Source organism: Bradyrhizobium sp. RDI18 (assembly GCF_043203335.1).
GTDB lineage: Bacteria > Pseudomonadota > Alphaproteobacteria > Rhizobiales > Xanthobacteraceae > Bradyrhizobium > Bradyrhizobium retamae.
The window spans coordinates 463,583-488,566 of record NZ_JBICRN010000006.1; the positions used below are offsets into that span (position 1 = coordinate 463,583).

General features: G+C 60.9%; 20 protein-coding genes and 3 pseudogenes. 14 read left to right on the plus strand and 9 right to left on the minus strand.

Annotated features, from left to right (window positions below; genetic code table 11):
* Window positions 1-122: 122 nt before the first annotated feature.
* Together ACFXS9_RS03165 and ACFXS9_RS03170 are read left to right on the plus strand one after the other, a co-directional pair.
* Window positions 123-611 carry a hypothetical protein gene (locus tag ACFXS9_RS03165; RefSeq protein ID WP_392685076.1) on the plus strand — a complete coding sequence of 163 codons (489 nt, stop codon included), beginning with the start codon at window positions 123-125 and terminating at the stop codon, window positions 609-611.
* Window positions 612-808: 197 nt separating this feature from the next.
* A complete protein-coding gene (locus ACFXS9_RS03170) occupies window positions 809-1,582 on the plus strand; it encodes a LuxR C-terminal-related transcriptional regulator (RefSeq protein ID WP_392685079.1) in 774 nt (257 codons plus the stop codon).
* A 32-nt stretch (window positions 1,583-1,614) separates the two neighbouring features.
* On the opposite strand, the gene ACFXS9_RS03175 is transcribed toward ACFXS9_RS03170, so the two are convergent.
* From ACFXS9_RS03175 to ACFXS9_RS03195, 5 genes are all read right to left on the minus strand, one after another.
* The gene (locus tag ACFXS9_RS03175) at window positions 1,615-2,877 is read right to left on the minus strand and encodes an HlyD family type I secretion periplasmic adaptor subunit (protein WP_392685082.1); all 1,263 of its coding nucleotides are present in this window, start codon (window positions 2,875-2,877) and stop codon (window positions 1,615-1,617) included.
* A 295-nt stretch (window positions 2,878-3,172) separates the two neighbouring features.
* A complete protein-coding gene (locus ACFXS9_RS03180) occupies window positions 3,173-4,966 on the minus strand; it encodes a type I secretion system permease/ATPase (RefSeq protein WP_392685085.1) in 1,794 nt (597 codons plus the stop codon).
* A 117-nt stretch (window positions 4,967-5,083) separates the two neighbouring features.
* A complete protein-coding gene (locus tag ACFXS9_RS03185; protein WP_392685088.1) occupies window positions 5,084-5,599 on the minus strand; it encodes a hypothetical protein in 516 nt (171 codons plus the stop codon).
* Between the two features lie 267 nt (window positions 5,600-5,866).
* Window positions 5,867-7,057: a hypothetical protein gene (locus tag ACFXS9_RS03190; RefSeq protein ID WP_392685091.1), complete on the minus strand. Its 1,191-nt coding sequence runs from the start codon at window positions 7,055-7,057 to the stop codon at window positions 5,867-5,869.
* Window positions 7,058-7,421: 364 nt separating this feature from the next.
* Complete coding sequence (locus ACFXS9_RS03195; RefSeq protein WP_392685093.1) at window positions 7,422-8,633, minus strand: MFS transporter; 1,212 nt, start codon at window positions 8,631-8,633, stop codon at window positions 7,422-7,424.
* Window positions 8,634-8,683: 50 nt separating this feature from the next.
* Here ACFXS9_RS03195 and ACFXS9_RS03200 point away from each other — a divergent pair.
* The 8 genes and pseudogenes from ACFXS9_RS03200 to ACFXS9_RS03235 all read left to right on the plus strand — a co-directional run.
* A pseudogene (locus ACFXS9_RS03200) lies at window positions 8,684-8,812 on the plus strand (formyl-CoA transferase); the annotation flags it as partial.
* Between the two features lie 212 nt (window positions 8,813-9,024).
* Window positions 9,025-9,162, plus strand: a complete 138-nt coding sequence (locus ACFXS9_RS03205) for a hypothetical protein (RefSeq protein WP_198028056.1) — start codon at window positions 9,025-9,027, stop codon at window positions 9,160-9,162.
* Between the two features lie 538 nt (window positions 9,163-9,700).
* Window positions 9,701-10,710, plus strand: a pseudogene (locus tag ACFXS9_RS03210) (Bug family tripartite tricarboxylate transporter substrate binding protein).
* A gap of 80 nt (window positions 10,711-10,790) precedes the next feature.
* Window positions 10,791-11,288, plus strand: coding sequence for a tripartite tricarboxylate transporter TctB family protein (locus ACFXS9_RS03215; RefSeq protein ID WP_392685096.1), 498 nt, complete (start codon window positions 10,791-10,793; stop codon window positions 11,286-11,288).
* Window positions 11,289-11,321: 33 nt separating this feature from the next.
* Window positions 11,322-12,824: a tripartite tricarboxylate transporter permease gene (locus ACFXS9_RS03220; RefSeq protein ID WP_392685099.1), complete on the plus strand. Its 1,503-nt coding sequence runs from the start codon at window positions 11,322-11,324 to the stop codon at window positions 12,822-12,824.
* Window positions 12,825-13,032: 208 nt separating this feature from the next.
* Window positions 13,033-14,325, plus strand: a complete 1,293-nt coding sequence (oxlT, locus tag ACFXS9_RS03225) for an oxalate/formate MFS antiporter (protein WP_392685101.1) — start codon at window positions 13,033-13,035, stop codon at window positions 14,323-14,325.
* 273 nt (window positions 14,326-14,598) lie between these two features.
* A complete protein-coding gene (locus ACFXS9_RS03230) occupies window positions 14,599-15,030 on the plus strand; it encodes a CBS domain-containing protein (RefSeq protein WP_213285257.1) in 432 nt (143 codons plus the stop codon).
* A gap of 160 nt (window positions 15,031-15,190) precedes the next feature.
* The gene (locus tag ACFXS9_RS03235) at window positions 15,191-16,246 is read left to right on the plus strand and encodes a ketopantoate reductase family protein (RefSeq protein WP_392685105.1); all 1,056 of its coding nucleotides are present in this window, start codon (window positions 15,191-15,193) and stop codon (window positions 16,244-16,246) included.
* Between the two features lie 173 nt (window positions 16,247-16,419).
* Here ACFXS9_RS03235 and ACFXS9_RS03240 read toward each other — a convergent pair whose 3' ends face one another.
* Window positions 16,420-17,481 carry a class I SAM-dependent methyltransferase gene (locus tag ACFXS9_RS03240; RefSeq protein ID WP_392685108.1) on the minus strand — a complete coding sequence of 354 codons (1,062 nt, stop codon included), beginning with the start codon at window positions 17,479-17,481 and terminating at the stop codon, window positions 16,420-16,422.
* A 463-nt stretch (window positions 17,482-17,944) separates the two neighbouring features.
* Between ACFXS9_RS03240 and ACFXS9_RS03245 the strand changes: the two are divergent.
* The 4 genes and pseudogenes from ACFXS9_RS03245 to ACFXS9_RS03260 all read left to right on the plus strand — a co-directional run bounded on the left by ACFXS9_RS03245 (window position 17,945) and on the right by ACFXS9_RS03260 (window position 22,509).
* A pseudogene (locus ACFXS9_RS03245) lies at window positions 17,945-19,089 on the plus strand (fructose-1,6-bisphosphatase).
* Between the two features lie 20 nt (window positions 19,090-19,109).
* Window positions 19,110-20,297 (plus strand): 6-phosphofructokinase, encoded by a 1,188-nt coding sequence (locus ACFXS9_RS03250; protein WP_392685111.1) that lies wholly within the window; start codon window positions 19,110-19,112, stop codon window positions 20,295-20,297.
* A gap of 216 nt (window positions 20,298-20,513) precedes the next feature.
* Window positions 20,514-21,509 (plus strand): NAD(P)H-dependent flavin oxidoreductase, encoded by a 996-nt coding sequence (locus ACFXS9_RS03255; protein ID WP_392685114.1) that lies wholly within the window; start codon window positions 20,514-20,516, stop codon window positions 21,507-21,509.
* Window positions 21,510-21,540: 31 nt separating this feature from the next.
* Window positions 21,541-22,509, plus strand: coding sequence for a zinc-binding dehydrogenase (locus ACFXS9_RS03260; RefSeq protein WP_392685116.1), 969 nt, complete (start codon window positions 21,541-21,543; stop codon window positions 22,507-22,509).
* 122 nt (window positions 22,510-22,631) lie between these two features.
* Here the strand turns inward: ACFXS9_RS03260 and ACFXS9_RS03265 are convergent, their stop codons facing one another.
* The 3 genes from ACFXS9_RS03265 to ACFXS9_RS03275 all read right to left on the minus strand — a co-directional run bounded on the left by ACFXS9_RS03265 (window position 22,632) and on the right by ACFXS9_RS03275 (window position 24,706).
* Window positions 22,632-22,877: a hypothetical protein gene (locus ACFXS9_RS03265; protein ID WP_392685119.1), complete on the minus strand. Its 246-nt coding sequence runs from the start codon at window positions 22,875-22,877 to the stop codon at window positions 22,632-22,634.
* Between the two features lie 197 nt (window positions 22,878-23,074).
* The gene (locus ACFXS9_RS03270; protein ID WP_392685122.1) at window positions 23,075-23,482 is read right to left on the minus strand and encodes a hypothetical protein; all 408 of its coding nucleotides are present in this window, start codon (window positions 23,480-23,482) and stop codon (window positions 23,075-23,077) included.
* A gap of 225 nt (window positions 23,483-23,707) precedes the next feature.
* Window positions 23,708-24,706 carry an aldo/keto reductase gene (locus tag ACFXS9_RS03275; RefSeq protein ID WP_392685125.1) on the minus strand — a complete coding sequence of 333 codons (999 nt, stop codon included), beginning with the start codon at window positions 24,704-24,706 and terminating at the stop codon, window positions 23,708-23,710.
* Window positions 24,707-24,984: the final 278 nt, after the last annotated feature.

Here is a 24,984-nt window from a genome sequence, read left to right on the forward strand (position 1 = left end):
GCATGAGAACGCTTCTCATTGGTGTTCTGGCTGCGACCCTGGTTGGCTGTAGCTGCCTCTTACCGCCGCAAGCAAGCATGGAAGCATGCACGGACGCGAGTGGGTACGGCTGTCTCAACGGGATGGCGGCCAGCCGGCCGATCGAACCGGCGCCAACGTCATCCAAGACGCATTCCGCGGCACCAAGAGCCAAGTCCACAATCGCGACGAAGACGCAAGAGCCGTCGATTGCCCACGTCCGCGATAGGCCTCAACTCGCTGAGAAAAAGGCGAAGTCCACCACGGTCGAAGCGAAGGTCGAAGCTCCGGCATCTGGTCGGCCCGCTGAGACGTCCGATCCGGTCATTATCAAGGCGAAGACCACGATCGCCGCGAAGTTGGAGGAGCCGGCGTCTGCCGAGTTCGGTGAGATGAAACGGGCCATCCGCAAAAATACGCTCGGGCGGTCCGTCGACACCATTTGTGGCCGTGTCAAAGGTAAAAAGCCGTCGGGCGAAGATACCGGCGATAGGCCGTTTCTGTATCTCGTGACGGAAGATGAAGCATTCGTCGTCGATGGTCCCGCCAATTCAGCGGCGGCGAGCGCGTACCGGAATATTTGCAGCAGCTAGCCTACGACAGAACCGCTGCCAAGATCTATTGCGATGGACCAGAAGGTCCTCTGACGACGTTCCACAAATTCGAAAGTCGGAAGCGACGTCGCGATCAGCAGCAATTCGCTGCAGGAGTGTGGTGGGGCACATTTGCTCCATGGAAATGGAAATCAAAACGTGTGGAGTTACAGCTAATTTCTGAATTCGGGGACATCATGGACGATTTTTCTAATCCCGCGGAACTGGCCTTGGTATCACAAAACTCGCCGGTGCTCGTGATCATCGAGCAACATGTCCTGGCGCGTACGTGCATCCTCAATATCCTCAAGAGAGAACTCACTGGATTCGAGATCGTCGAGCTGGCAACGATTAGTGGCCTGAACTGGCTATCCGGCAGAGACATCCGCTTGATTGCGCTTAATATCGGGCACAAGCAGATCACTGATCCTTCGATCGAGGAGAGCCTCGCCCTCCTTGCAGAAACCTGCCCGAAAGCGTCCGTTGCCGTGCTCTCAAACCGCGACGACGATGCGACAGCTTCGGCCGCGATGCAACGCGGAGTGCGCGGTTTCTTTCCGACATCGATCCCGGTCGAACTCGCTATTGCCGGATTGCGCCTGGTCCTTGCCGGTGGGGTCTACCGACCGTTACCGATCGTTGGGCAAAATGGAGCGTCGAGCAAGGCGATATCGGGATGCCCCGATGCGTCCGAACTAATCGTAACGAACGAGGATGATGGCGGCACCAGGATTGTGCCGGAGAAGGCGATGGGTGACCTTACGCCACGCGAACAACATGTGCTCGAGGCGCTGCAGCTCGGCCTTCCGAACAAGTTGATTGCCGTCAGGCTCAACCTTTCGGAAAACACCGTAAAAATGCATATTCAACGTATCATGCGAAAATGCTCCGCGCATAACCGCACCGAGGCGGTTGTTCGCTGGAGCCGAGCCAACGGTCATGCGCAGCCCTCACGCATGCGGTCATCTTGAGAGCTGCCTGAGGTCGCAGCTCTGGTCGCAGCTTAATCCTCGCGGAACGCGCCGTGGAAGCTGTCGAGCAGAGGCCTGAGAGCGTAGAGGGCCACGGTGCCGCGACCGGTCTTGATGAACACCTGGGCCGGCATTCCCGGAATGATCTGGACACCATCCACCTCGGCGCTTGCCGGATCCTGCACTCGAATCTTCGTTGCGTAATAGGGTTGATCGGTGCGCTTGTCGACCAGACGGTCGGCGGAAACGTGCATCACGGTGCCTTGGAGCCGTGGCACGCGGCGCTGATTATAGGGCACAAGATTCACGTCGGCGCTTAGTCCGGGACGGACCACATCGATGTCCTCGGGCCTGACGCGCGCAATGACGATAAGCCGATCCTGCCGGGGAACGAGATCCATGAGAGGTGCGCCGGCGCCAATGACGCCGCCTGGGGTATGAATCCTCAGGTCCGTCACCACGCCGTCCTCGGGCGCCTTGACCGCCGTTCGCGAGAGCTGATCGCTGGCCGCCTGCAGTCGCTCGCGTATCTGAAAGATCTGGTTCTGCACCTCGCGCAGCGATTGCGCGATCTCGTTTTGACGGTCATGCTCCAGTTTGAGGAGAACCGCCTCGGACTCGTTGATAACCTGCCCCGCGCGCGATATCTGCGCAACAATCTCACCCCGCCGTCCCTCGATGTCGGCAACTTCCCGCTCGAGGTTCAGAAGCCTCGGACGCCGCTCAAGTCCCTTGTTGACGAGCATGGCGACGGTTACCGCTTCTTCGCGCACGATCTCGATGCGCCTCGACGCCGCGCTTTCCTGCGCCCTGAGGCCCTCGATCTCCTTTTCCACCTGCGACCTTTTTTCCCGGTTCACGGCGACTTGCGATTGAAAGACCTGCCGGCGCGTCTCGAAGATCGCTTGCTGGCCAGCGAGGATATCCGCGACCGACTGACTGGCATTCTGCGCCGTCTCCAACCTGGGTGGGAACGACACCCGCCAGTCGCCGTGCTGTTCCGCCTGCAGCCGCGCCTCTCGTGCCACCGCCTCCCACAACTGGCCTTGCAGACTCTGGGCTTCGGCGCGAGCCTTGGTGTCTTCCAGCGAGATCAGCGTCTGTCCGGCGCGGACAACGTCGCCGTCCGCGACCAGAATTTCCCTGATGATGCCACCTTCGAGGTGCTGAATCGTCTTGCGGCTCGACTCGGATTCGACGGTGCCGACAGCAATCGCGGCGCTCTCGAGGGGGCATAGGTTGACCAGGTGCCGAGACCAATGACAAAGCCGAAAGCCAGCACGTTTCCTGTCCACGTGATACCGCGAAGCCGGTCACGGAGCGGTGGCGGCGCCGATCTCAGCCATCGTGGGACCTGCCAGATCTCGGCGTGAGCGATTGAAGTTTTCACACGATCCCGCCCTCTTCGGACCAGGAGACCGCGGAAGTGCCTGATACGGACCGAGGTGACACCGCGAACCCTGTCGCAAAACGCCAGCGCCGCCGATCTCAACCACCGTCGAACCGCCCGGATATAGGGGTGAGCGAATGAAATTCTCATGAGATCCCATTCCCCTCAGGCAAAGCGATGGTGAGGATGCTTGCCGCGGATCATGGCAAGCTCGGCTGCGGCCAGGCGCCGACGCTGCCTTCGTATTTCTGGTCGGAACGACCCGGCACGGGTTGTGTAGCGACCTGGGGACGGGCCAGGCACCTCTCGAAAATTTCTCTGCTGTCGCCGAATGCGCTGACAGCACCGTCCTGCATGATGGCAATCTTGTCCGTTGCGCCGAGAATCCCGATCCGGTGAGTGATAATGATGACCGTCGTATTGGCCGCCTTCATCCATTCAATAGCGTCGAAAAGCATGCGCTCGCCGAGCGCGTCGAGGCTGGAGTTTGGCTCGTCGAGGACTACGAGGTGGGGATCGCCGAAAAACGCTCGTGCAAGGCCGAGGCGCTGGCGAAACCCGCGCGGCAGATTGGCGCCTCCGCCAACGACGACCGTGTCGTACGACTGCGGCAGCCGGATGAGCGTCTCGTGAATGCCGGCCAGCTTTGCTGCTTCAATGACCTTCTGCAAATCGGCGTCGTCCAGCCGTGCAATGATGTCCTTTACGGTTTCTCCGAAGAGATCGATATCCTGCGGCAGATATCCAAGCCGCCGTCCGCCGCCGAAATCGCGCATGGCTGAAATATCGACGCCATCGAGCAGCACCGAACCTGCCGTTGGAGCCGAGATTCCAGCGATGATCTTGCCGAGCGTGGATTTGCCGCAGCCCGATGGACCGATGATGCCAAGGCATTCACCTGGTGCGAGACGAAACGACACACCCTTCACGAACAATTGGTTCGATCCCGGCAGGGTCGCGCCGACATTGTTGACGATGAGATCGCCCTTCGGCCTGTCCGGGAGAGTCCTGATGCTCGCAGCCGGGATGACTGCGGACATGATGTCGTTGAGCCGACGGTAGGCGGCGAGAGCCATCGCGAACGCCTTCCAGCCCGCAATCGCCCCTTCAATGGGCGGGAGCGCGCGTCCGAACAGCATGCTCGCGGCAAAGATGATGGCGGGATTCCTGTCCTGCTCGAGAACGAGCCAGGCGGCAGCGCCCATGATCACGACCTGGGTCAGCGCCCGCACGGGTTTGGAGATCAGCATGATGGTTTCGTGGCGGCGCTGCGCCACCTCTTGCTCGCTCCGAGCATCCTGCGCAGCCTGACGGATCAGGCGTGTGGCGCCGTCGAGCATTCCCATGGCTCTGATCATGTGGAGGTTTGCGACGGCCGTGCCGAACCATCCTTGGCTCCTCGTCAGCGCAGCAGCCGATCGTGCCAGCGGGCCTTGCGTGAGACGGTCTCCGGCAAGCCCTAGAGCAAGCAGGAACAACGCGCTGAGTGTGCCGATTACGCCCAGCAACGGATGCACGAGGAAGAGAACACCGAGGAAGAGCGGCGTCCAGAGCGCATCAAATAGCGTAGAGCATGCTCCAGACTGTGCGAACTGACGCAAGGTCGCAAGATCGCGATAGGCTTCCGATGCCCGCGCCCGATCGGCCTCATAGGCGTATTTGAAGCACGCGGAGAGCGCTGCCGGATGGAGTTCTTCTTCAAGCCACTCGCCCATCCGGCCCAATGCAGCGCGGCGCAGTGCGTCAAGCACGCCGCCAACCACGACGCTAAACGCAACGATCAACGTCAGCATCAGGAGCGTAGCGCCGCTGCGACTCGACAGGACGCGATCATAGATCTGAAGCAGATAGATCGAAGGCGCGAGGAGAAGAAGATTGTAGCTGCAGCTATATGAGAAAACGAGCCCGAGCGACCCGGCGCAGGCCCGCAAGGCCGCTTTCAACGGCGTCCGCGCTGGTGACATCGTTTGCAGCCGAAGCGGTGGCGTCAGCATTGCGTTCCCGCCAGAGTTCTGAAGTCCGGCCCTTCCCGTCCCATTGTTCGCCGACCTTGCAGGAAGTGAGAACCGGCAGCCCCCGCCGCCGGTTCTCTGCCCCTCCAGTGTCGCCGATCAGCCGTGCGCCAACATGCCGGAATCGTCGATATCGTAGGTTTCGTGGCTGTTGAGCGAGTCGTTCACGATCTTGATGTCAACGTCTCCGCCTTCCGCCTTGTTGTTGTTTCCGCCATCGCCGCCAATGCCGGCCCACACGTTCTGACTCATATCCGCGGAGAGGTAGTTCTTCTGATAGGCCGAAGTGTTGGCATCCACGTCGGACTTGTTGTGGCCGCTGTCCGATTCCTGGTCGCCATTCGATACGGCTTTGCCGCCCTCTGCTTTCGAATGCTTCTCCGCCTTCGCATTCGCCCCCCCGGCGTCCCAGTAGGCCTTCTGATGAACCTGATCGCCGGTCTTGACGTACACGTCGGCGCCTTCAGCCTTGTTGTACGGGTTGAACTCGATACTGGGCTTGCTGGTGATATCACCGGTATTGACGCCGTCTCCACCGTTTCCTGCGCTGTTGCCGCCGGTCGAAATCTTCAGCGCGATCGTGTCGGAAGGAAACAATGCCTTTGCCTTTGCCATGTCAGTCTCCCTGAGCTGGTTTGCACACTGTGTGTCCCAATGTGGACGGCAACGATTTTGGTTTTGGACACCGGAGCGGTCTAGCTGCCAAAGCTGATGTCCTTCGAAGCGAAGGTGTACGCCCGAAATGCTACCCCTCTCGCCCCTGCGATCTGCGCAGCCCCAGTGCTGCTCGAGCGTTTTCAAGAAGCGGTGAGGTTTGCGCCAGGAAGACGCGTCAAATCAAAACCTGGAATCTCGTTTCGGTTCGATCGAAACGGAAAGGCGCTAGGCGTGATCCAGCAAGTGAAGGTCCGACAACAGTTGCATGGCGAAATCGCCGCCAAGCGCAGCGTTGCCGTGGCCGCCGTCACCACCGATTCCGGCAATCTGGATCGTGCTCTGATCGAACACGACATTGTTGCTCTGATGAGCCTCGGCTGTTGAATTGTAGCCGGCGACTGCAATGTTGATCGGGACGTAGATCGCCACGTCGATGTCGACCATGCTTCCCGAGAAATGGCCGTTGCCGCCATTGCCGGCGCTGTTGTTGCCGGTCGCGATGACGTCAGAGCCGATCAAGTCGAAGATCGAAGAGAAGATGTCCGCAGTTCCGCCAATCGCGTGATTGCCGTTGCCGCCATCGCCCCCAACACCGGCCATCTGAAACGCGGATTGATCGAACACCACGTTGTTTGTCTGTTCGGCGTTGGCAGTGGAATTGTATCCCGCCACCGCGATGTTGATCGGGTAGTACAACGCAAACGACGCGTGAACGATGCCCCCATAGAAGTATCCGTCCCCGCCGTTGCCTGCGTGGTTATCCCCGCTCGCGATCACATTGGAGCCCATCCCGCCGTGGGCCGACAGACCACCACCGATTGCGGCATTGCCGTTCCCACCATCACCTCCAACGCCGGCCATCTGAAACGCGGACTGATCGAACACCACATTGTTCGTCTGATCGGCGTTGGCACTGGAATTATATCCCGCCACCGCAATGTTGATGGGTGCATAGACCGCGACGGGAGCATGCACCATCGCTCCAGAGAAGTAGCCGTCGCCACCATTGCCGGCGCTGTTGCCACCGGTGGCGATCGCGCCGATGCCGACAGACCCGAACGCGCCGACGCTTCCGCCCAAGGCGGCATTCCAATTGCCGCCATCACCGCCAACTCCCGCGATCTGGCTTGCGGACTGATCAAAATAGGCGATGTTCGTCTGATTGGCGAGGGCTGGCGCATGGACGCCCGGCCATGCCACGTTGAGTGGCTCGAAACCAGCGTAGCTGCTATGGATCAGGCTCCCGGCAAAATAACCTTTGCCGCCATTGCCGGCGCTGTTATCTCCTGTGTGGGTCGAAAGGCGTGGCAATGAATCCGCGGACATCCACCACGAGCCTGGCAGATCGTTTCCGAGCTGAGGCTTGCGGTCGAGGGCAACGCCGTGAACAGGGTCCGGTACACTCCGATGATCCATGACTGTTACCCTACCGAAATTGCCTCGCGCCGACCGGACGGACGCCTCCCTCACTCAAGAGAGAATGCCACCTCGGCAAGCCAGAAGCCGAGTCGTCAATTCGGATCGCAAACGTTCGGGCGATAGACACGCTATCAGTTACACCCGTTCGGGTGTGGCTCGTACCTCGCCAAATCTTACCAACATCCCCTTGTCTGTTTGAGCCGCTGAAGGCTATGGGAATGTGCTCGCAACAGGCCGCCGGTTTCGGCGGCCTTTTGTTAGGGCGAGAGGAAGTCAGGTTAAATCGGTACGGCGGCCACCCGTCGCACCTCTCCCGCTCGCGGGAAGGTCGCATCGAAGATGCGGTACAGGCCAACCGGAGTCATCTCCGCAACGCCATAGCGCAGGCTAAAGCCAGCGCCCCACCGAAGGCTAAAGTGCAAAAAGCCAGCCCCCACGATACGGAAGCGGGCGTCATGTCGAGCGCCATGCCGAACGCAATGGGCGACACGGAGCCCGCCCCAACGCCCAAGATTGATCGCAGGCCAAGTGCCCGGCCCAGTTGCGATGCCGGTACTGCGTCAGTCATGGCGGACGAAAGCACCGACGAGTCGCCAATGATGGCGAAGCCGTAGATCCCGACCAGAGCAAGCAGTAGCGCGACATTTAGCTCATTCAGCCAGCCTATGACGAGCGAACACGCGGCGCCCACCAACGCGAAGCCCACCAGGACCGGCTTCGCGCCGAAGCGATCGGCTGCGTACCCAGACAGGAAGGAGCCAAAGAAGCCCGAAACGTGGAGCGTGACCGCTATCCAAAGGCCAATCTCCACGCCGGTCATTCGACCTTGCGATAGCAACGACGCGGTCAGAAACGCAGGGATCCATGCCCACGCACCTAACAGCTCCCACGTATGTCCAATATATCCGAGTGTAAGTAGCCGGGCCTGACGCTTCCAAGAACTATCAGACGACGTCTTGCCCAGGTCAATTTGCACGACCTGATCGCGTGCATTCCAAGTGGCGGCGATGCTGAGCGCCGAGCCTACAACCGCGACGCCAGCCGTTACGGCAAAAGCCAGTCTGTAGTCTGCGGTCGCAAGCATCGCGTTGGCAAGAATTATGGACAGAACGTAACCGGCCGACATGCCTGCGAGGACCCACCCGACGGCCGAAGCCTTGCGGTCTGGTGGCGCGTTGGTCGAAACAAGCATGATGGCAGGCGTGTAGGTGGCACCTTGCGCCAGGCCTAGAAGCGCCATGCATACAAGCGCACTCTCGAAGGATCGTGCGAACGTAGCAAAGAAGAGAGCGGACGCAGCGCACGAAATAGCTGCCCAAGCGAACACGGTCTTCGCGCCGCACCTGTCACACAGAAAGGAGACGACGAGCAAGGAGACGGCAAACGAAGCTGTGAATGCCCCCTGAACCAAACCGGCCTGGGTTGCCGTCATTTGCCAAGCGTCCATGAGCCAACTCAGACACGCGGGATAAGTCATGAATACCGCGGTCGTGCATGCCCGAGCCAGGACAAGCAACGGCGTGTTTACGGAAGACGTTGGTCCCGGCGAGAACCGTTCGCGTTCATGGGTCATGATGCTTAAAGCCGAACAGCACGGTCAGGATCAATTGCGAGTTTCGCGGCTCTCGGTCGCCGCTACTCGGTGAGCACACCGACGAAATCCTGCACCAGGTGCTCGGCTTCAGCGATCACCAAGTCGCCGAAATCCACGATTCCGGCGCGCTCGATCCGGCGCGGAAGCAGGCCGCCGAGCAAGCGCACCCTGGGATTCTGGAATGCAAAGACCGCCGGTCTTCCGGCGCCCTTTTTCATTCTGGAGTGCCAGCATCTCGACTCATTACTGCAATGCAAACGCCTGATTGCTGCTATGCAAACAGAGTCATTGCTGGTGGTATCTGGTATACATAAGGTCTCCCCGTATCACGAAAGCGGAGCTTCTCCGCCACTTCAGAAAGGGGACATCCATGTCCAAGACTGCATCCATCGGCCTCCTGCCCTCCCCCACCCTGTTCGGCCGCCTGATGGCTTCCATTGACCGTCTGCTGATCGCGAGCAGCCGCATTGCGGTTCGCAACGGCGATCTCCCCCCTTTCGGCCTCTGATGCCTCTGCAGTAAAGGCTTTTTCGCGCGGCAGCGCGCGAAATCCCACAGCAACTGTCAGTTGCATTTCGGCCAACGGCCCCGGTCTCCGGGGCCGTTTTCGTTCGCCGCTCACCGATTGCCTGTTTGGACGCCACCTGCGACAAATTGGCCTGTTTTCCTGTCGAAACCAAAAACCAGTTGCATCGTGGCATATCATATACAACAATTCTAAAAACGCTCATACCAGAACAAGGGCGCATACCAGGGGGAGTTAGGCCGTGCAGTCCGCAAGGGACAGCGAAGGCGATATCGCAAGGAACGGGCAGCGTGAGCGTGCCTTCCCCTCTTCTTGCGCTTCTCAGATTCACAATTGGCCGAAAGGAGCGGATGCCGCCCGATCAGGCCCCTCGTACAATTCGACCCTGCGGGACTCGCGATGAGGCAACCATTGCGGCGCGACGATCATGGGTGCATGAAGACCCGAAACGTTTGATCGGGAACGAACTTATCAAGTCGGCAAAGACCGGCGTAACAACAGTTCAACGGGAGTGAAGCAAATGAGGCGTTCTACACATCTTGCATTGGGAGCGATTGCGGCGCTGTGCACGGGCGGGGTCGCGGTTCCCGCAACGGCGGCGTGGGAGCCGGTGCGGCCCGTTGAATTCATCGTCCCCGCCGGCACAGGCGGCGGCGCCGACCAGATGGCGCGCACGATCCAGGGCATCGTCACCAAGCACAGTCTGATGAAGCAGCCGCTGGTCGTCATCAACAAGTCCGGCGGCGCCGGCGGTGAAGGCTTCCTCGACGTCAAGGGATCGGGCGGAAATCCGCACAAGATCATCATTACGCTCTCCAACCTTTTCACCACTCCGCTCGCAACCGGAATTCCGTTTAGCTGGAAAGATCTCACGCCGGTCGCGATGCTGGCATTGATGAATTCGTGCTGTGGGTGAACGCCGACAAGCCGTACAAGACGGCCAAGGAGTACATCGATGCCGTGAAGGCCGCTCCCGCCGGCTCGATCAAGATGGGCGGCACCGGCTCGAAGCAGGAAGATCAGATCATCACTGTCGCTGTTGAAAAAGCCGTCGGCACCAAGTTCACCTACATTCCCTACAAGGGCGGCGGCGAAGTCGCCGTTCAACTCGTCGGCAACCACGTCGATTCGACCGTCAACAATCCGATCGAGGCGGTCGCGCAATGGCGCGGCGGCAAGCTGCGTCCGCTCTGCGTTTTTGATGCAAAGCCGATGGCCTACGACGAGCCGATCGCGGACGGCAAGGCCTGGAAGGACGTTCCGACCTGCAAGTCGGCAGGTCTCGACATGGAATATCTGATGCTGCGCGGCATCTTCATGGCGCCCAGGGCCACCAAGGACCAGGTCGAGTATTATGTCGAACTGTTCAAGAAAATTCGCGCCACTCCTGAGTGGCAGGACTTCATGAAGAGCGGCGCATTCAACACGACCTTCCTGACCGGCGCAGAATACGCCAAATGGGTCGAGGCCGAGGACAAGCGTCATCAGGCTCTGATGAAAGAGGCCGGTTTCCTCGCTCCGAGCAACTGACCGAGAAGCACTGATCGATTGGGGTAGCAACGCAGACGGCGGGCTCGGTTTCCGCGGGCTTGATTGCGCATGGAGTTTCGATGACAACAGGCAGTTCGAGCAACACCGGCCCGACCCACAAGCTCGTGGAAGCAGGCGTCACCCTACTGATCGCTCTGTTCGGAGTGATCGTGATCGCCGGCAGCCTCAAGGCGGGGATCAATTGGGGCGCTGAGGGGCCTCGCGCCGGGTTCTTCCCATTCTATATCGGGCTTTTCATCGTCGCTTCCAGCGGGATTAATCTGTGGCACGGGCTGCGCGAAGACAATGACGGACTGTTCGCGGAGTGGGGACAGCTTCGTCAAGTTCTCAGCGTCGTCATTCCCACCGGCATTTATGTCGGCTCTATGCCATTCATCGGGCTGTACGTCGCTTCGACCATTTTCATCGCATGGTTCATGCGATGGCTGGGCAAATACAACTGGATCACCGTCCTGGCGGTGGCACTCGGCATGCCCCTCGTCACCTATTTGATTTTCGAGCGCTGGTTCATGGTCCCGCTTCCAAAGGGACCGTTGGAAGAGTGGCTCGACCTGTAAACAACGACGCACAGTCAGGATTGGATTATCGGGATGGAAGAACTCGTCAATCTTTTTCACGGCTTTGCGGTCGCGCTGCAGCCGTACAACATCATGCTGATGGTTATCGGCATCGTGCTCGGTGTCATCATCGGCGTGCTGCCGGGACTGGGCGGCGCCAATGGCGTCGCCATCCTGCTGCCGCTGACATTCAGCATGTCGCCGACCTCGGCCATCATCATGTTGTCCTGTATTTACTGGGGCGCGCTGTTCGGTGGAGCGATCACCTCGATTCTCTTCAACATACCGGGCGAACCATGGTCGGTGGCCACGACGTTCGACGGCTATCCGATGGCGCAGCAGGGCAAGGCCGGCGAGGCACTGACCGCCGCCTTCACCTCCTCCTTCGTCGGCGCGCTGTTCGCCGTGGTCATGATCACGCTGGTCGCTCCCCTGGTCGCCAGCTTTGCGCTGCAATTCGGGCCTGCGGAAAAGTTCGCGGTGTATTTCCTCGCATTCTGCAGCTTCGTGGGCCTGAGCAAGGAGCCGCCGTTCAAGACCATTGCGGCCATGATGATCGGCTTTGCGCTCGCCGCAGTCGGACTTGATTCGATCACCGGGCAGTTGCGGCTGACGTTCGGCGTCACCCACCTGCTCAACGGCTTCGACTTCCTGATCGCCGTGATCGGACTGTTCGGCATCGGCGAAATCCTGCTGACGATGGAAGAAGGGCTGGCCTTCCGCGGCGGCAACGCCAAGATCAACTTGCGCGTGGTGCTCAAGACCTGGAAGGAACTGCCCGCATACTGGATGACCTCGCTGCGCTCCTGCTTCATCGGCTGCTGGATGGGCATCACGCCGGCGGGTGCAACGCCAGCCTCGTTCATGAGCTACGGCATTGCCAAGCGCATGGCGAAGAACGGCAAGAACTTCGGCAAGGGCGAGATCGAAGGCGTCGTTGCGCCGGAGACCGCGGCGCACGCCGCGGGTACAGCGGCCCTGTTGCCGATGCTCTCGCTCGGCGTGCCGGGCTCTCCGACGGCTGCAGTGTTGCTCGGCGGCCTGTTGATCTGGGGCCTGCAGCCCGGACCGATGCTGTTTGTCGAACAGAAGGAATTCGTCTGGGGCCTGATCGCCTCGATGTATCTCGGCAATATTGTCGGCCTGATTGTCGTGCTGACCTGCGTGCCGATTTTCGCGGCAATCCTGCGCGTGCCTTTCAGCATCATTGCACCCCTTATTCTGGTGCTATGCGCGATCGGTGCCTATTCGGTCCATAGCAGCACGTTTGACGTCATGCTGATGCTGGTGTTCGGCGTGATCGGTTATCTGCTCAAGAAGTGCAACTATCCCCTCGCCCCGCTGGTGCTGGCGATCGTGCTCGGCGACAAGGCCGAAGAGGCCTTCCGCCAATCGCTTCTGGGATCCCAGGGCTCGTTTGGGGTGTTCCTTTCCAATCCGCTGGTCAGCACGATCATGATCCTGGGATTGATCGCGCTGTTCTGGTCGGTCATTCAGGAAGGATATAGCCGCCTGCGATCCGCGGCGACCGCATGATTAAGCTCCAAGCAAAGCAATAGCTTAAGACGCTTCCGACGATTGGGCCGCGCAACCGCGCGGCCCTTTTCGTTTGTGCAGCCTTTCACCGGCCCCAGGGGAATTCTTAGAACATGTGGAAATTTTTCTCTTGTCTACTGGCATAACATATACCACACTCGCGCCGAGCTGTCGGGCAACGATAGAACAGCAGCCCTTTGGAGGAAAAATGACGGATACAGTGCACGGAGCAGCCCCCGTCGCGGAGGCGCGAGTGAGCGATGCCTATCGCTGGACTCAATTGGCGATCGGCGTCGCCGCGATGGTGATGATCGCGAACTACCAATATGGCTGGACGTTCTTCGTCCCCGACATCCAGCAGAAATTCGGATGGGATCGCGCTTCGATCCAGTGGGCATTTACGCTGTTCGTGCTGTTCGAGACCTGGCTGGTGCCGGTCGAGGGATGGTTCGTCGATAAATACGGCCCGCGCCTCGTCGTCCTGATCGGCGGCATCCTCTGCGCCGTCGGATGGGCGATCAACGCCCAGGCGACCACGCTCAACGGCTTCTATCTCGGCATGATCATCGCAGGCATCGGCGCGGGTGGCGTGTACGGCACCTGCGTCGGCAACGCGCTGAAGTGGTTTCCCGACAAGCGCGGCCTCGCCGCCGGCATCACCGCCGCCGGATTCGGCGCAGGCTCGGCGCTGACCGTTGCGCCGATCCAGGCCATGATCAAGGACTCCGGCTTCCAGACCACCTTCCTCTATTTCGGTCTCGGCCAAGGCATCATCATCGTCATTCTCGCCTTCCTGATGTTCTCGCCGAAAGCGGGACAGGTGCCGACGGTGCAGAACAGCAACGTGATCCAGACCCGGCGCAACTATCAACCCACCGAAGTGATCCGTCAGCCGATCTTCTGGCTGATGTATTTCATGTTCGTGATTGTCGGCGCCGGCGGATTGATGGTGACGGCCAACCTCAAGCCGATCGCCGTCGACTGGAAGGTCGACAGCGTGCCGGTGACGCTGATGGCGGTGACGATGACGGCGGTGACGTTCGCGGCCACCATCGATCGCGTCCTCAACGGCCTGACCCGTCCGTTCTTCGGCTGGGTCTCCGACATGATCGGCCGCGAGAACACCATGTTCATCGCGTTCGGCATGGAAGGCATCGGCATCTGGGGCCTCTACATGCTGGGCCACGACCCGGTCTGGTTCGTGCTGCTGTCCGGCTTCGTGTTCTTCGCCTGGGGCGAGATCTACTCCCTCTTCCCATCGACCTGCACGGACACCTTCGGCGCAAAGTTCGCCGCCACCAATGCCGGCCTGCTCTACACGGCAAAGGGTACCGCGGCGCTGTTGGTGCCGGTGGCGAACTACATGCAGCAATCGTCAGGCACCTGGGACACCGTGTTCATCGTCGCAGCCGGCGCGAATATCCTGGCCTCGCTGCTGGCGATCGCGGTGCTAAAACCCTGGCGCAAGATGGTGGTCGCCAAATCGCAGATTGCGGCCTAGCCACACCGCTCCACCGCATGAACAAGGCGCGCTCACCCTCAGGTGGGCGCGCTTTCTCTTTGGCGACCAGCAAGCTCTGGCATACCTGACGCCACCTGAGACCGATCAACCCGAGAGCCCCTCTTCCTTGAATGTCACGGCACGTTCCGGAAATGTCAATAATACTGCCTATTTATCTCGATCGCACACGCGAGAATTCCACGCTCCGCGTGTTGACAATTGGCATTATGTATACCAGACTTGAGACCAATAATTCACCCCAAGGAGGTTGCCATGCAAGTTGGAGATATCCTGCGCAAGAAAGCCGCCCGTGTCGCAACGGTTCGCATGAACGAGACCGTCGCCATTGCCGCGCAACTGATGCGCTCCGGCAATATCAGCGCGCTGGTCGTCAAGGATGTCGTCCGCACCGAAGGCAACACGGCGGTCGGCATGTTCACCGAGCGCGACGTGGTTCGCGCGATTGCCGAACACGGCGCAGCCGGCGTGAACATGCGCGTCTCGCAATTCATTTCGGTGCAGCAGCTCGTCTCCTGCACCTCGGCGGATACGCTTGAGCATGTCCGTCACCTCATGAGCAAGCATCACATCCGCCACGTGCCGGTGATCGACAATTACAGCCTGATCGGCGTCATCAGCATTCGCGACATCACGGCAGCGTTCGACGACGAAGCAACGCCCTACAGACTGGCCGCGTCGGCCTGACCGGTCGCTTCGAACTCCGCCGGCATTTCCTGGGTGCACTCCCAGGGAAGCCGGCGGTATCACACCGAAAAATTCGGCTTAACTCCTGTCGCAAAGCAGGCGCTCGCAAATTTGCGCCGGAGTAGTGGCGCGCCGGAAAGCATTATCTGTGGGAGGGCGCATGGCGCGTAACATTCTGATCCTTGGGGCCTCGTATGGCTCATTGCTGGCGACAAAGCTTTTGATGGCGGGTCACAACGTGACGCTGGTGTGCCGGAAGCAGACGGCAGAACTCATCAATCGCGACGGCACCGAAGTTCGCATCAAGCTGCGCGACGAGGCGGCGCACCGACCGATCTTCTCGCGCGACCTGCCCGGGATCCTGGACGCGGTCGAGCCCGCCGACGTCGATCCTTCCCGTTATGATCTGGTTGGTCTTGCCATGCAGGAGCCGCAATACACCAACCATGCGATCCAGGCTCTGATGATCAAAATCGCCGAGGCGAAGCTGCCTTGCCTTTCGATCATGAACATGCCGCCCTTGCCCTATCTCAGACGGATCCCGGCGCTTGCGAAAATGGAGCTGGAGCAGGCCTATACCAACGCCGCGGTATGGGAACGGTTCGAGCCGGATCTGGTGTCACTCTGCTCCCCCGATCCGCAGGCTTTCCGCCCACCGGAAGAGGCGGCGAATGTTCTTCATGTCGGCCTGCCGACAAACTTCAAGGCAGCGTCATTTGCGGATGAGAAACATAACTTGCTGCTTCGGGAGCTGGAAGCCGACGTCGATGCGGTGAGGCTGAATGGCCAGGACGTTCCGGTGAAGCTCAAAGTGTTCGATTCGATGTTCGTCCCTCTGGCCAAATGGTCGATGCTGTTGACGGGGAATTACCGCTGCATCACGCCACGGGAGCCGCGATCGATCCGCGACGCGGTGCACGGCGATATCAATCTCTCGCAGTCGATCTACGACCATGTCGATGCCATCGCCCAGCGCCTGGGCGCCGATCCCACCGATCAGGTACCTTTCGAGAAATACGCCAAAGCCGCGGAAAGCCTTCTCAAGCCCTCGTCGGCGGCCCGGGCGGTCGCTGGTGGCGCGCCTTCCATCGAGCGCGTCGACCTGCTCGTGAAGCTGATTTCGCATCAGCTTGGCGTACCCAATGCCGAAATCGACCGTACGGTCCAGATCGTCAATCAGAAACTGAATGAGAGCATCGCCACCGTATCTCATTAAAGCCACCACCGGCGTCACCGCGCGGGGTGCCGTGATCGAACGTCTCCCTCTCCTATGACGGCAAGACCACCTATGAGGGCGAGCTCGTCATCGGCAAGCCCCGGAGTGACGCAGGCCTCTGGAGCCGCATCTCCTGCAGCATCCGGGCTGATGCGCAACGTTGCTCTGATCGTTCAAGAACGCACTTCGAAGATCATGTTGAACGGCGTCTCGGTCGCACGGCGGAAACGCCTGAAGCCCGCTTCGGTCGCCACCTGTCGCAATCTGCTTTCGCCCGCCTGGGCACCGAGCCCCAAGCCCACTTCCTGAGAGAGTGATGCCGGCGTACAAATGAAAGTCGAGGCGTGATAGAAGATGCATCCGACCGGGTTGAGATTGTCCTTTAGATTGTCATGAGCAAACGGCTCGACGATCATCCACGACCCATCCTTGGCCAGCGTTTCCTTGACATGCTTGCCTGCACCCACGGGGTCGCCCATGTCATGCAAGCAATCGAAGAACGCCACCAGATCATAGTCTTTCGCCGGAAAATCCTTGGCACTGGCCTGCGCGAACGTGATGCGGTCTCCAACCCCCGCTTCCTGAGCCAAGACCTTCGCGCGTTCAATCGATGGCTTGTGGTAATCGAACCCGAAGAACTCTGAATTGGGGTAGGCCTGCGCCATCACTATCGTAGAGGCGCCGTGGCCGCATCCGACATCGGCCACCTTGGCGCCAGCTTTCAGCTTCGCCTCGACGCCTTCGAGCGTCGGAATCCAGTTCGAAACTAGATTGGCGTTATAGCCCGGCCTGAAGAAGCGTTCGGTGCCCGAGAACAGACACTTCGAATGCTCGTGCCAACCAACCCCTTTCCCGGTTCGAAACGCTTCGGCGACCTTGGGTTCATCGAGATAGGTGGCCTGCACGACATCGAATGCACCGGCAAAGAAAGCTGGCGACCCCTCCTCGGCAAACGCCATGGCTTGCTCGGCCGAGAGTGAGAACGCATCTTTTTCGGGGTGGTAGTCGATGTATCCAGAGGCGGCCTGCCCGGACAGCCATTCGCGCACATAACGCTCATGCAGACCAGTCTTCTTGGCAAGCTCGGACGGAGTGACCACAACACCATCCGCCATCGCCTTGTAGAGCCCAAGGCGGTCGCCGAGCAGTATGCTTGCGCCGCCAAGTGAGATGCCGAGGTCGCCGACCAGCTTTCCTACGAGCGCGTTCAACTTTTCAAGATTTGGTTCACGCATTTCAGCTTTCTCCACTCTTTGAGAACAGCCCCAGCGTTGGCTGGACAAGCGTAGGACGACCGGCGGATTACAAGTGTGAAGGGGTTCACGTTTCGACCAATAGCCGATAATAGCCGAGCGCCGTTCGATGTCAGATTTGGTTCGCGGGCAGCTACGAGGTCACTTTATCTCAATGAACGAACACCATCGGATCGCTCCCAAAGATCCGAAAAGTGCCAGCGACGGACTCGTGCACCGCAGCAAATGGCGGCGCATGAACTGGCTATCCTGTCGCTTCCGGCACGATCTTTACGGTGATCGATCATCCCGGCTACCGCATGAGCCCGAGCTTTTCGATAAGGGCATTTGAGGAACCTAACGGAACCTCAGACGTTCTGTTTCGCGGAAATGAGCAGCGCCGTCGCCCCGGCGCAGCAAGCGCAGACGCCGAGGCGTTGCGCTGCGCTGGTCGGAGGGAACGCTCATGAGATTAACCCTTTCCGTCATCAAGGCTGACATAGGCTCCGTCGGCGGCCACACGAAACCATCTACACGCATGATGGCGGCTGTCGAGGGGAGGTCGCGAAGGCGATCTGCGATGGCCTGCTGATCGACGCTTTCGTTTGCCACACCGGCGACGACATTGCGATCATCATGACGCACACACGGGGCGAAGGGAGCTCCGAGGTGCATCAACTTGCCTGGAAGGCGTTTCTCGCGGCAACCTCGGTCGCGAAAACGTCCGGACTTTATGGCGCCGGCCAGGATCTTCTCGTCGACGCACCGTCTGGAAACGTCCGCGGCGCCGGCCCGGGCGTCGCCGAGCTCAGCTTCGACCACAGCCTCTCGGGCACGAGACCTGCCGAGTCCTTCATGGTGTTCGCCGCCGACAAATGCGGCCCCGGCGCCTACAACCTGCCGCTCTACCTCGCCTTCGCCGATCCCATGTATTGCGCCGGGCTGATGCTGCCCCCGATGATCAAGGGATTCCGTTTCCATGTCATCGACATGGACAACACGGCCGGCGACAGCGTGATCGAACTCGACGCGCCCGCGGATGGCTACCACATTGCCGCGCTGCTCCGCGACAACGAGCGCTTTGGCATTGATCGCATCGTTTCCCGGACCCATGGCGAGGTCGCCGTCGCCGTTTCGGCGCAGCGTCTTCACGCGATCGCAGGCAAGTACACCGGCAAGGACGATCCGGTCGCGATCGTCAGGAACCAGGGGATTTTCCCGGCGCCCGAGGAAGTCGTCTCGCCGTTCGCGAAGGCGCACTTCGTAGGCGGCGATGCGCGCGGCTCGCACGTGATGCCGCTCATGCCGGTGCCAATTAACACACCGGTGACAGGCATGTACTGCCTCCCGATCGTTTCCTGCACCGGCTTTTCGATCGACAAGGACGGCCGTTTTTCGGAATCCTTTACCGATTTCTTCGACAACCCGGCATGGGACGAGGTCCGCCGGCGCGCCCAGCGCAAGGCCATCGAGATGCGCAGCCAGGGCTGGTCCGGTGCCGCGATGCTGCCCTATTCCGAGCTGGAATATGGTGGCTTCCGCGACACCGTATCCTCACTGCTGAAGCGCTTTCAGTTGCATAAGGAGCACAAGCCGGAAGCGGCCGAGTAAGGACCGCCTGCGAGGTGGGTATGGCAAAAAGGCGCATCGGCATTCTCACGGGCGGCGGCGACGTTCCCGGTCTCAACGCAGTCATCAAGAGCGTGACCTATCGCGGCAGCGAGAACGACATCGAGGTCGTCGGCCTCCGCCGTGGTTGGGAGGCCCTCACGCACGTAAACCTCGAGGACCCGGCCAGCAGGTCCCACTACATCATCCCGCTGAACCGTGACAACACGCGCACCATAGACCGGAGCGGCGGCACCGTACTGCACTCGAGCCGCACCAATCCGTCCAAGATGAAGAAGCTGCCGGATCATCTCGCAGGCCAGGACTTTCCGGCTTCGCTCAGCACCAAGGGCGGCATCGCAACCAGGACATGGGACGTCACCGGCCAGGTGCTGGCAAACCTCTCGGGGCTCGGCCTCGAACATCTGATCGCTATCGGCGGCGACGACACGCTCAGTTACGCAGCCAAGCTCAACGACCTCGGCGTCAAGATCATCGCCATCCCGAAGACGATGGACAACGACGTCCGCAACACCGAGTACTGCATCGGCTTCTCGACCGCGATCACCCGCGCCAGCGACGCCATCCAGCGGCAGCGCACCACTGTCGGTTCGCACGAGCGAATTGGCATTTTCCGCGTATTTGGCCGCGATGCCGGATTTACAGCGCTCTACACCGCGTACGCCACCTCGATACGGTGCGTCATACCGGAGTACAAGGTCGATCTCGACAAACTGATCCAGTTGCTCGTCGAGGAGAAGCGCGCCAACCCAAGCAACTACGCGCTCGTCGTGCTCAGCGAGGGCGCCGCGTGGCAGGGCTACGAGGTGCAGGAATACGGCGAGCCCGATGCCTACGGCCATCGCAAGAAGGCGAGCGTGGCGGAATCGTTCGCCGACGAGATCAAGCGGCGCGCCGGCGAGGAGACGATCACGTCTGACCTCACCTACGACCTGCGATCGGGCAATCCGGACTTCATGGACAAGCTCGTGGCGCTGACTTTCGGCAATATGGCCTACGATGCCATCCTGGAAGGCAAGACCGGCCTCATGTCGGCGCTGGTGGAGGGGCGCTACGACCTCGTGCCCATCCCTGACGCCAAGCTCGGGCCGCGCAAATTGGACGTCGAGAGCACGTACAACACGGAGCGCTACCGCCCCATCTACGGCAATAAGCGAGGGCTGCCGATCTTCCTCAACCGCGCGTCATAGGGTGGCAGCATGTCCGGTTTTGCGGGTGGTCTCGGAGCATGCCCGCCTCCATGCGGAATTGTTCGCACTGCGGAAACAAGCCGCGCTTTTGCATGATGGCGTTGCCCTGACCACCGCCCGCTCCCGGTAGACTTTTGCAGGGGGTGACGGCATCCTGCCCTCGAAATCTCACAAAAGACGTGCGGGCCGTCCCGCCGGGGAAACCAGAGGGCAGACATGATCAAGACGCGATTCACCGAGCTCGTCGGCGTCGAGCACCCGATCGTGCAGGGCGGCATGCAATGGGTCGGCCGCGCCGAGCTGGTTGCGGCCGTTGCCAATGCCGGCGCGCTCGGGCTGATCACCGCGCTGACGCAGCCGACGCCGGAGGACCTGACAAAGGAAATCGCGCGCTGCCGCGACATGACCGACAAGCCGTTCGGCGTCAACCTCACCATCCTCCCCGCGATCAAGCCGCCGCCTTACGCAGAATACCGCCAGGCCATCATCGAGGCTGGCATCAAGATCGTCGAGACCGCCGGCAACAAGCCGCAGGAGCACGTCACCGAGTTCAAGAAGCACGGCATCAAGATCATCCATAAATGCACCAGCGTCCGCCACGCGCTGTCGGCGGAGCGGATGGGCGTCGATGCGATCTCGATCGACGGTTTTGAATGCGCCGGCCATCCCGGCGAGGACGACACCCCCGGCCTGATCTTGATTCCGGCCGCCGCCGACAAGGTGAAGATACCGCTGATCGCCTCCGGCGGTTTCGGCGACGGCCGCGGCCTGGTCGCAGCGCTGGCGCTCGGCGCCGAGGGCATCAACATGGGCACGCGCTTCATGTGCACCAGGGAAAGCCCGATCCATCAGTTCGTCAAGGAGCGCATCGTCGCCAATGACGAGCGCGAGACCGAATTGATCTTCCGCACCATGCGCAACACCTCGCGCGTCGCCAAGAACGCGATCTCGACCAAGGTGGTGGCGATGGAAAGGGAAGGCGCGAAATTCGAGGACGTCCGCGAGCTCGTCGCCGGCGCCCGCGGCAAGATGGTCTACGCCACCGGCGATGCCGATGAGGGCATCTGGTCGGCCGGCCAGGTCCAGGGTCTGATCCACGACATCCCGACCTGCGCCGAACTGATCTCGCGCATCATGCGCGACGCGGAAGCCATTATCCGCAGCCGGTTCGAAGGCATGTTGTCGGGCGCGCAGCGGCAGGCAGCAGAATAAAAGCGGTCTCCGCCAACAACGAGAAGAGTCCATGAAAGCCTATGTCTACGGCGCCAACGGCGCCGAAATATCAGAGGTCGCAAAACCTTCGCCGAAGGGCACGCAGGTGCTGGTCAAGGTGCATGCCTGCGGCCTCAATCGCGCCGACCTCGGCATGACCAAGGGCCATGTGCACGGCGCAGCCGGCGGCGTCGGCACCGTGCTCGGCATGGAATGGGCCGGCGAAGTCGCCGAGCTCGGGCCTGACGCAAAAGGCGTTGAAGTCGGTGACAGGATCATGGGCTCGGGCGCAGCCGCGTTCGCGGAATATACGCTGGCCGACCACGGCCGGCTGTTCCGCGCGCCCTCGAACATGAACTTCGAGGAGGCCGCCACCCTCCCCGTCGCGCTCGCCACCATGCACAACGCCGTCGTCACGTCAGGCGCGCTGCAGCCGGGCCAGACCGTGCTGATCCAGGGCGCCAGCTCCGGCGTCGGCCTGATGGCGATGCAGATCGCCAAGCTGAAGGGCGCCAAACTCGTGATCGGCTCCTCGACGGACGCGATGCGCCGCGGCCGCCTGAAGGAATTCGGCGCCGATCTCGCGATCGATTCCAGCGATCCCGGCTGGGTCGATCAGGTGCTCAACGCCACCAACGGCGAAGGCGTCGACCTGATCGTCGACCAGGTTTCCGGCAAGGTCGCCAACCAGAATCTCGCCGCCACCAAGGTCAAGGGCCGCATCGTCAATGTCGGCCGGCTCGGCGGCACCCACGCCGATTTCAATTTCGACCTCCACGCCGCCCGCCGCATCAACTATATCGGCGTCACCTTCCGCACCCGCAGCATCGAAGAAATCCGCGAGATCTTTGACGAGGTCCGCAAAGACATCTGGGGCGCGGTCGAATCGCGAAAACTGCAACTGCCGATCGACCAGGTCTATCCCTTCGCCGAGATCGGCAAAGCGTTCGAGCACATGGAAGCCAACAAGCACCTCGGCAAGATCGTGGTGGCGTTCTAGCTGCGTGTCCCGGACGCGGTGCAGCGTTCCCCGGCGATGCGAAGCATCGTCCGGTGCGCTGCTCCGCAGAGCCGGGACCCAAGCGCCAGTGGCCGCCGAAAAACGCGTCAAAGCAAGTTATCTTACGGCAGCGACCCTCTCAGGTCTGCGATACCAATATCGAGGGTTGCTCGGCCACCGTTCTCGGGGCTGGTGCGCGCGCGGACCTCACTGTGTTCGGACACAATGGTGACATGGCCACCTTTCTCAGCCAGTCCGAGACTTTGAACGACGATCGCGCCAAGCACAAGCAGCGCGACCATAACCAGCCCACTCAGGGCGGGAGTTCGATATAGATTGGAGCTAAAGCGCATCATTGCTGCACCCATGCGCATCGCCCGCGGCCCGCAGCAACAGCATCGTTGAGTCGTTAGGTGATTTGTTGGCCTGATGGTGGCGATCTGGCGTTCACGCTCTTCCGCGCACCGTACACTTCAACCGAAGCGCTCGCAGGGATGAAGCCGAGTATCCGCACCGACGCCCGTTCGGGAGTCCGCAATATCGGCCAGCGACGCGCGCGCCGCTGCTACCCGACGCGACTGCGTTGCTCAATATTGGCCGCCGGTCCTCCTGCGCGGACACCGCGAGGGCCGGATGGCGGTGTTTGTGAGCCCGCGATACTTTTCCACGGACTGATCGTTTCGACGATGATGTTAATTCCGGCCAACGCGCTGTCGATCTGGTGCTGCACATTGTTGACTTCGGCCTGCAGGAAGTCCTGCATTTTTTGGAGTTCGGAAGCCAACCCCTGAAGTTCGCCGATCGAATTTGAGGTCAACCGGGCAACGGAAGAGTTGATCCGTTCGGCGCTAATCTCCAGAGCGCTGGAGGGTTTCGACTTCTCTTGCGTTTCCGATTTGCTGAGTTGTGCCGCCAAAGCCAATTCCGACGGAGGCGTTTTTTCGTCGGGTGCGGCAGACGTTGGGGTATCCATCAGGTGCTCCCTTGGTGCCGGTTGGTCGCGACGCCAATCCCGAACCAGATTGGTTAATAATCCGTTAACCCTGATGCAGATTGGTTAATAATTCGGTAAGAGGAAGCCGAGACCGTCGTTTTCGTGCAATATCAATGATGATGCCTGGACGAGCCAACGGATCACGCGAATGCGCGCCCGATGACAGGCTCCGCAACATCCGGGCAAGCGCCAAAACTGGGGCGATCATCGCGCCTCGTCAGCAAACGCCTGCTGCAGTTCCGACAGCCGGTCGAGCGCCGCCTGCGGCAGCGGGCCCTTCTCCACCGCGGCGAGTGCATCCTCGAACTGTTGCGGCGTCGCCATGCCGACCAGGATCGTGCCCATCGCCGGATGCGACACCGCAAACCGCGTCGCGGCCTCGGTCAGGCTGGCGGCAAATCCCTCCTCCACCAGCGGCATCAGCCGGTGCGCATGATCGACATCGGTATCGTAGCTCGTGGCAGAGCCGATCGGCTCCGGTGCAGCACCCGCAATCGGATGACGCTCGGCCGAACCCGACAGCGCCCCGCCGGCCAGCACGCGGATGCCCACGACGCCAACGCCGGCCGCCTGGGTGTGATCGAACAGCCGTCCATAATTCTGTGCCGGATAGCGCGCCGGCAATTCGCCGGCCGCAGACGGATTGAGCATGTTGTAGACGACCTGCGCGCTGTCGAAGACGCGCGCATCGATCACCTGATGCAGCGCCGCCGTGTCGCCGAGCGCCGTGATCCCGAGAAAACGAATCTTCCCCTGCTCGCGCAGCCGCTCGAACGCCGGCACCACCTGGTCGAGCACCTGCCGCACGCCCAGCGCCGGCCCGCCGCCCTGCTCGGTAATCGGATTGTGTAGATGAAAGATATCGACCCGCTCGAGCCGCAGCCGCGCCAGACTGCCTTCGAGCGATAGCTGCACCGCCTCGTCGATGCGGCCACGATCGCCAGGCGGCAACCGGACCTTGGTGGCGACGACGACGTCGGCCGGCTTCAGCTTCTGCAGAACCCGGCCAAGGTTCTTTTCCGACTCGCCATCGCCGTACTGCACCGCCGTGTCGAAGTAATTGACGCCGGCGGCAATCGCGCGTGCGATGGCCCGCTCCTGGTCGGCCGCATCGCCGCGCACCATGAGACCGCCCACCGCGCCGCAGCCGAAGCCCAGCACCGAGAGCCGCATTCCCGTGCGCCCAAAGACCCGCAATTGCATCGCTGTTCCTCCGGCTGATCTGGAGATTTATTTGGCGCAGATATCCGATGAGGTCCGCTTGGTGCAACAGGCTGGATTGGCGGGAGCGCGGCTGGCGCTCTCATCACCGATAACTGCCACGAGATCGAGCGGTGATGACAAGTGTGCGCCCTGACGCTGAGAAGCGCCAGAACTTTGAAGATTAACTTTCCTTGCGAAGCCAGATTAGGCACACCGGGCTAGTGTGATTCCGGCTTTTTCTCTGGACGTTCAATAAGTTCGTATATGGGAACGTGGGT

Excerpts from the sequence above, each read along its gene's own strand:
- ACFXS9_RS03230 (WP_213285257.1), top strand. The coding sequence starts at position 14,599 with ATGCAAGTTGGAGATATCCTGCGCAAGAAAGCCGCCCGTGTCGCAACG.
- ACFXS9_RS03255 (WP_392685114.1), top strand. The coding sequence starts at position 20,514 with ATGATCAAGACGCGATTCACCGAGCTCGTCGGCGTCGAGCACCCGATC.
- ACFXS9_RS03260 (WP_392685116.1), top strand. The coding sequence starts at position 21,541 with ATGAAAGCCTATGTCTACGGCGCCAACGGCGCCGAAATATCAGAGGTC.
- oxlT (WP_392685101.1), top strand. The coding sequence starts at position 13,033 with ATGACGGATACAGTGCACGGAGCAGCCCCCGTCGCGGAGGCGCGAGTG.
- ACFXS9_RS03170 (WP_392685079.1), top strand. The coding sequence starts at position 809 with ATGGACGATTTTTCTAATCCCGCGGAACTGGCCTTGGTATCACAAAAC.
- ACFXS9_RS03250 (WP_392685111.1), top strand. The coding sequence starts at position 19,110 with ATGGCAAAAAGGCGCATCGGCATTCTCACGGGCGGCGGCGACGTTCCC.
- ACFXS9_RS03265 (WP_392685119.1), bottom strand. The coding sequence starts at position 22,877 with ATGGGTGCAGCAATGATGCGCTTTAGCTCCAATCTATATCGAACTCCC.
- ACFXS9_RS03185 (WP_392685088.1), bottom strand. The coding sequence starts at position 5,599 with ATGGCAAAGGCAAAGGCATTGTTTCCTTCCGACACGATCGCGCTGAAG.
- ACFXS9_RS03190 (WP_392685091.1), bottom strand. The coding sequence starts at position 7,057 with ATGGATCATCGGAGTGTACCGGACCCTGTTCACGGCGTTGCCCTCGAC.
- ACFXS9_RS03220 (WP_392685099.1), top strand. The coding sequence starts at position 11,322 with ATGGAAGAACTCGTCAATCTTTTTCACGGCTTTGCGGTCGCGCTGCAG.
- ACFXS9_RS03195 (WP_392685093.1), bottom strand. The coding sequence starts at position 8,633 with ATGACCCATGAACGCGAACGGTTCTCGCCGGGACCAACGTCTTCCGTA.
- ACFXS9_RS03180 (WP_392685085.1), bottom strand. The coding sequence starts at position 4,966 with ATGCTGACGCCACCGCTTCGGCTGCAAACGATGTCACCAGCGCGGACG.
- ACFXS9_RS03235 (WP_392685105.1), top strand. The coding sequence starts at position 15,191 with ATGGCGCGTAACATTCTGATCCTTGGGGCCTCGTATGGCTCATTGCTG.
- ACFXS9_RS03205 (WP_198028056.1), top strand. The coding sequence starts at position 9,025 with ATGTCCAAGACTGCATCCATCGGCCTCCTGCCCTCCCCCACCCTGTTC.
- ACFXS9_RS03165 (WP_392685076.1), top strand. The coding sequence starts at position 123 with ATGGCGGCCAGCCGGCCGATCGAACCGGCGCCAACGTCATCCAAGACG.
- ACFXS9_RS03215 (WP_392685096.1), top strand. The coding sequence starts at position 10,791 with ATGACAACAGGCAGTTCGAGCAACACCGGCCCGACCCACAAGCTCGTG.
- ACFXS9_RS03270 (WP_392685122.1), bottom strand. The coding sequence starts at position 23,482 with ATGGATACCCCAACGTCTGCCGCACCCGACGAAAAAACGCCTCCGTCG.
- ACFXS9_RS03275 (WP_392685125.1), bottom strand. The coding sequence starts at position 24,706 with ATGCAATTGCGGGTCTTTGGGCGCACGGGAATGCGGCTCTCGGTGCTG.
- ACFXS9_RS03240 (WP_392685108.1), bottom strand. The coding sequence starts at position 17,481 with ATGCGTGAACCAAATCTTGAAAAGTTGAACGCGCTCGTAGGAAAGCTG.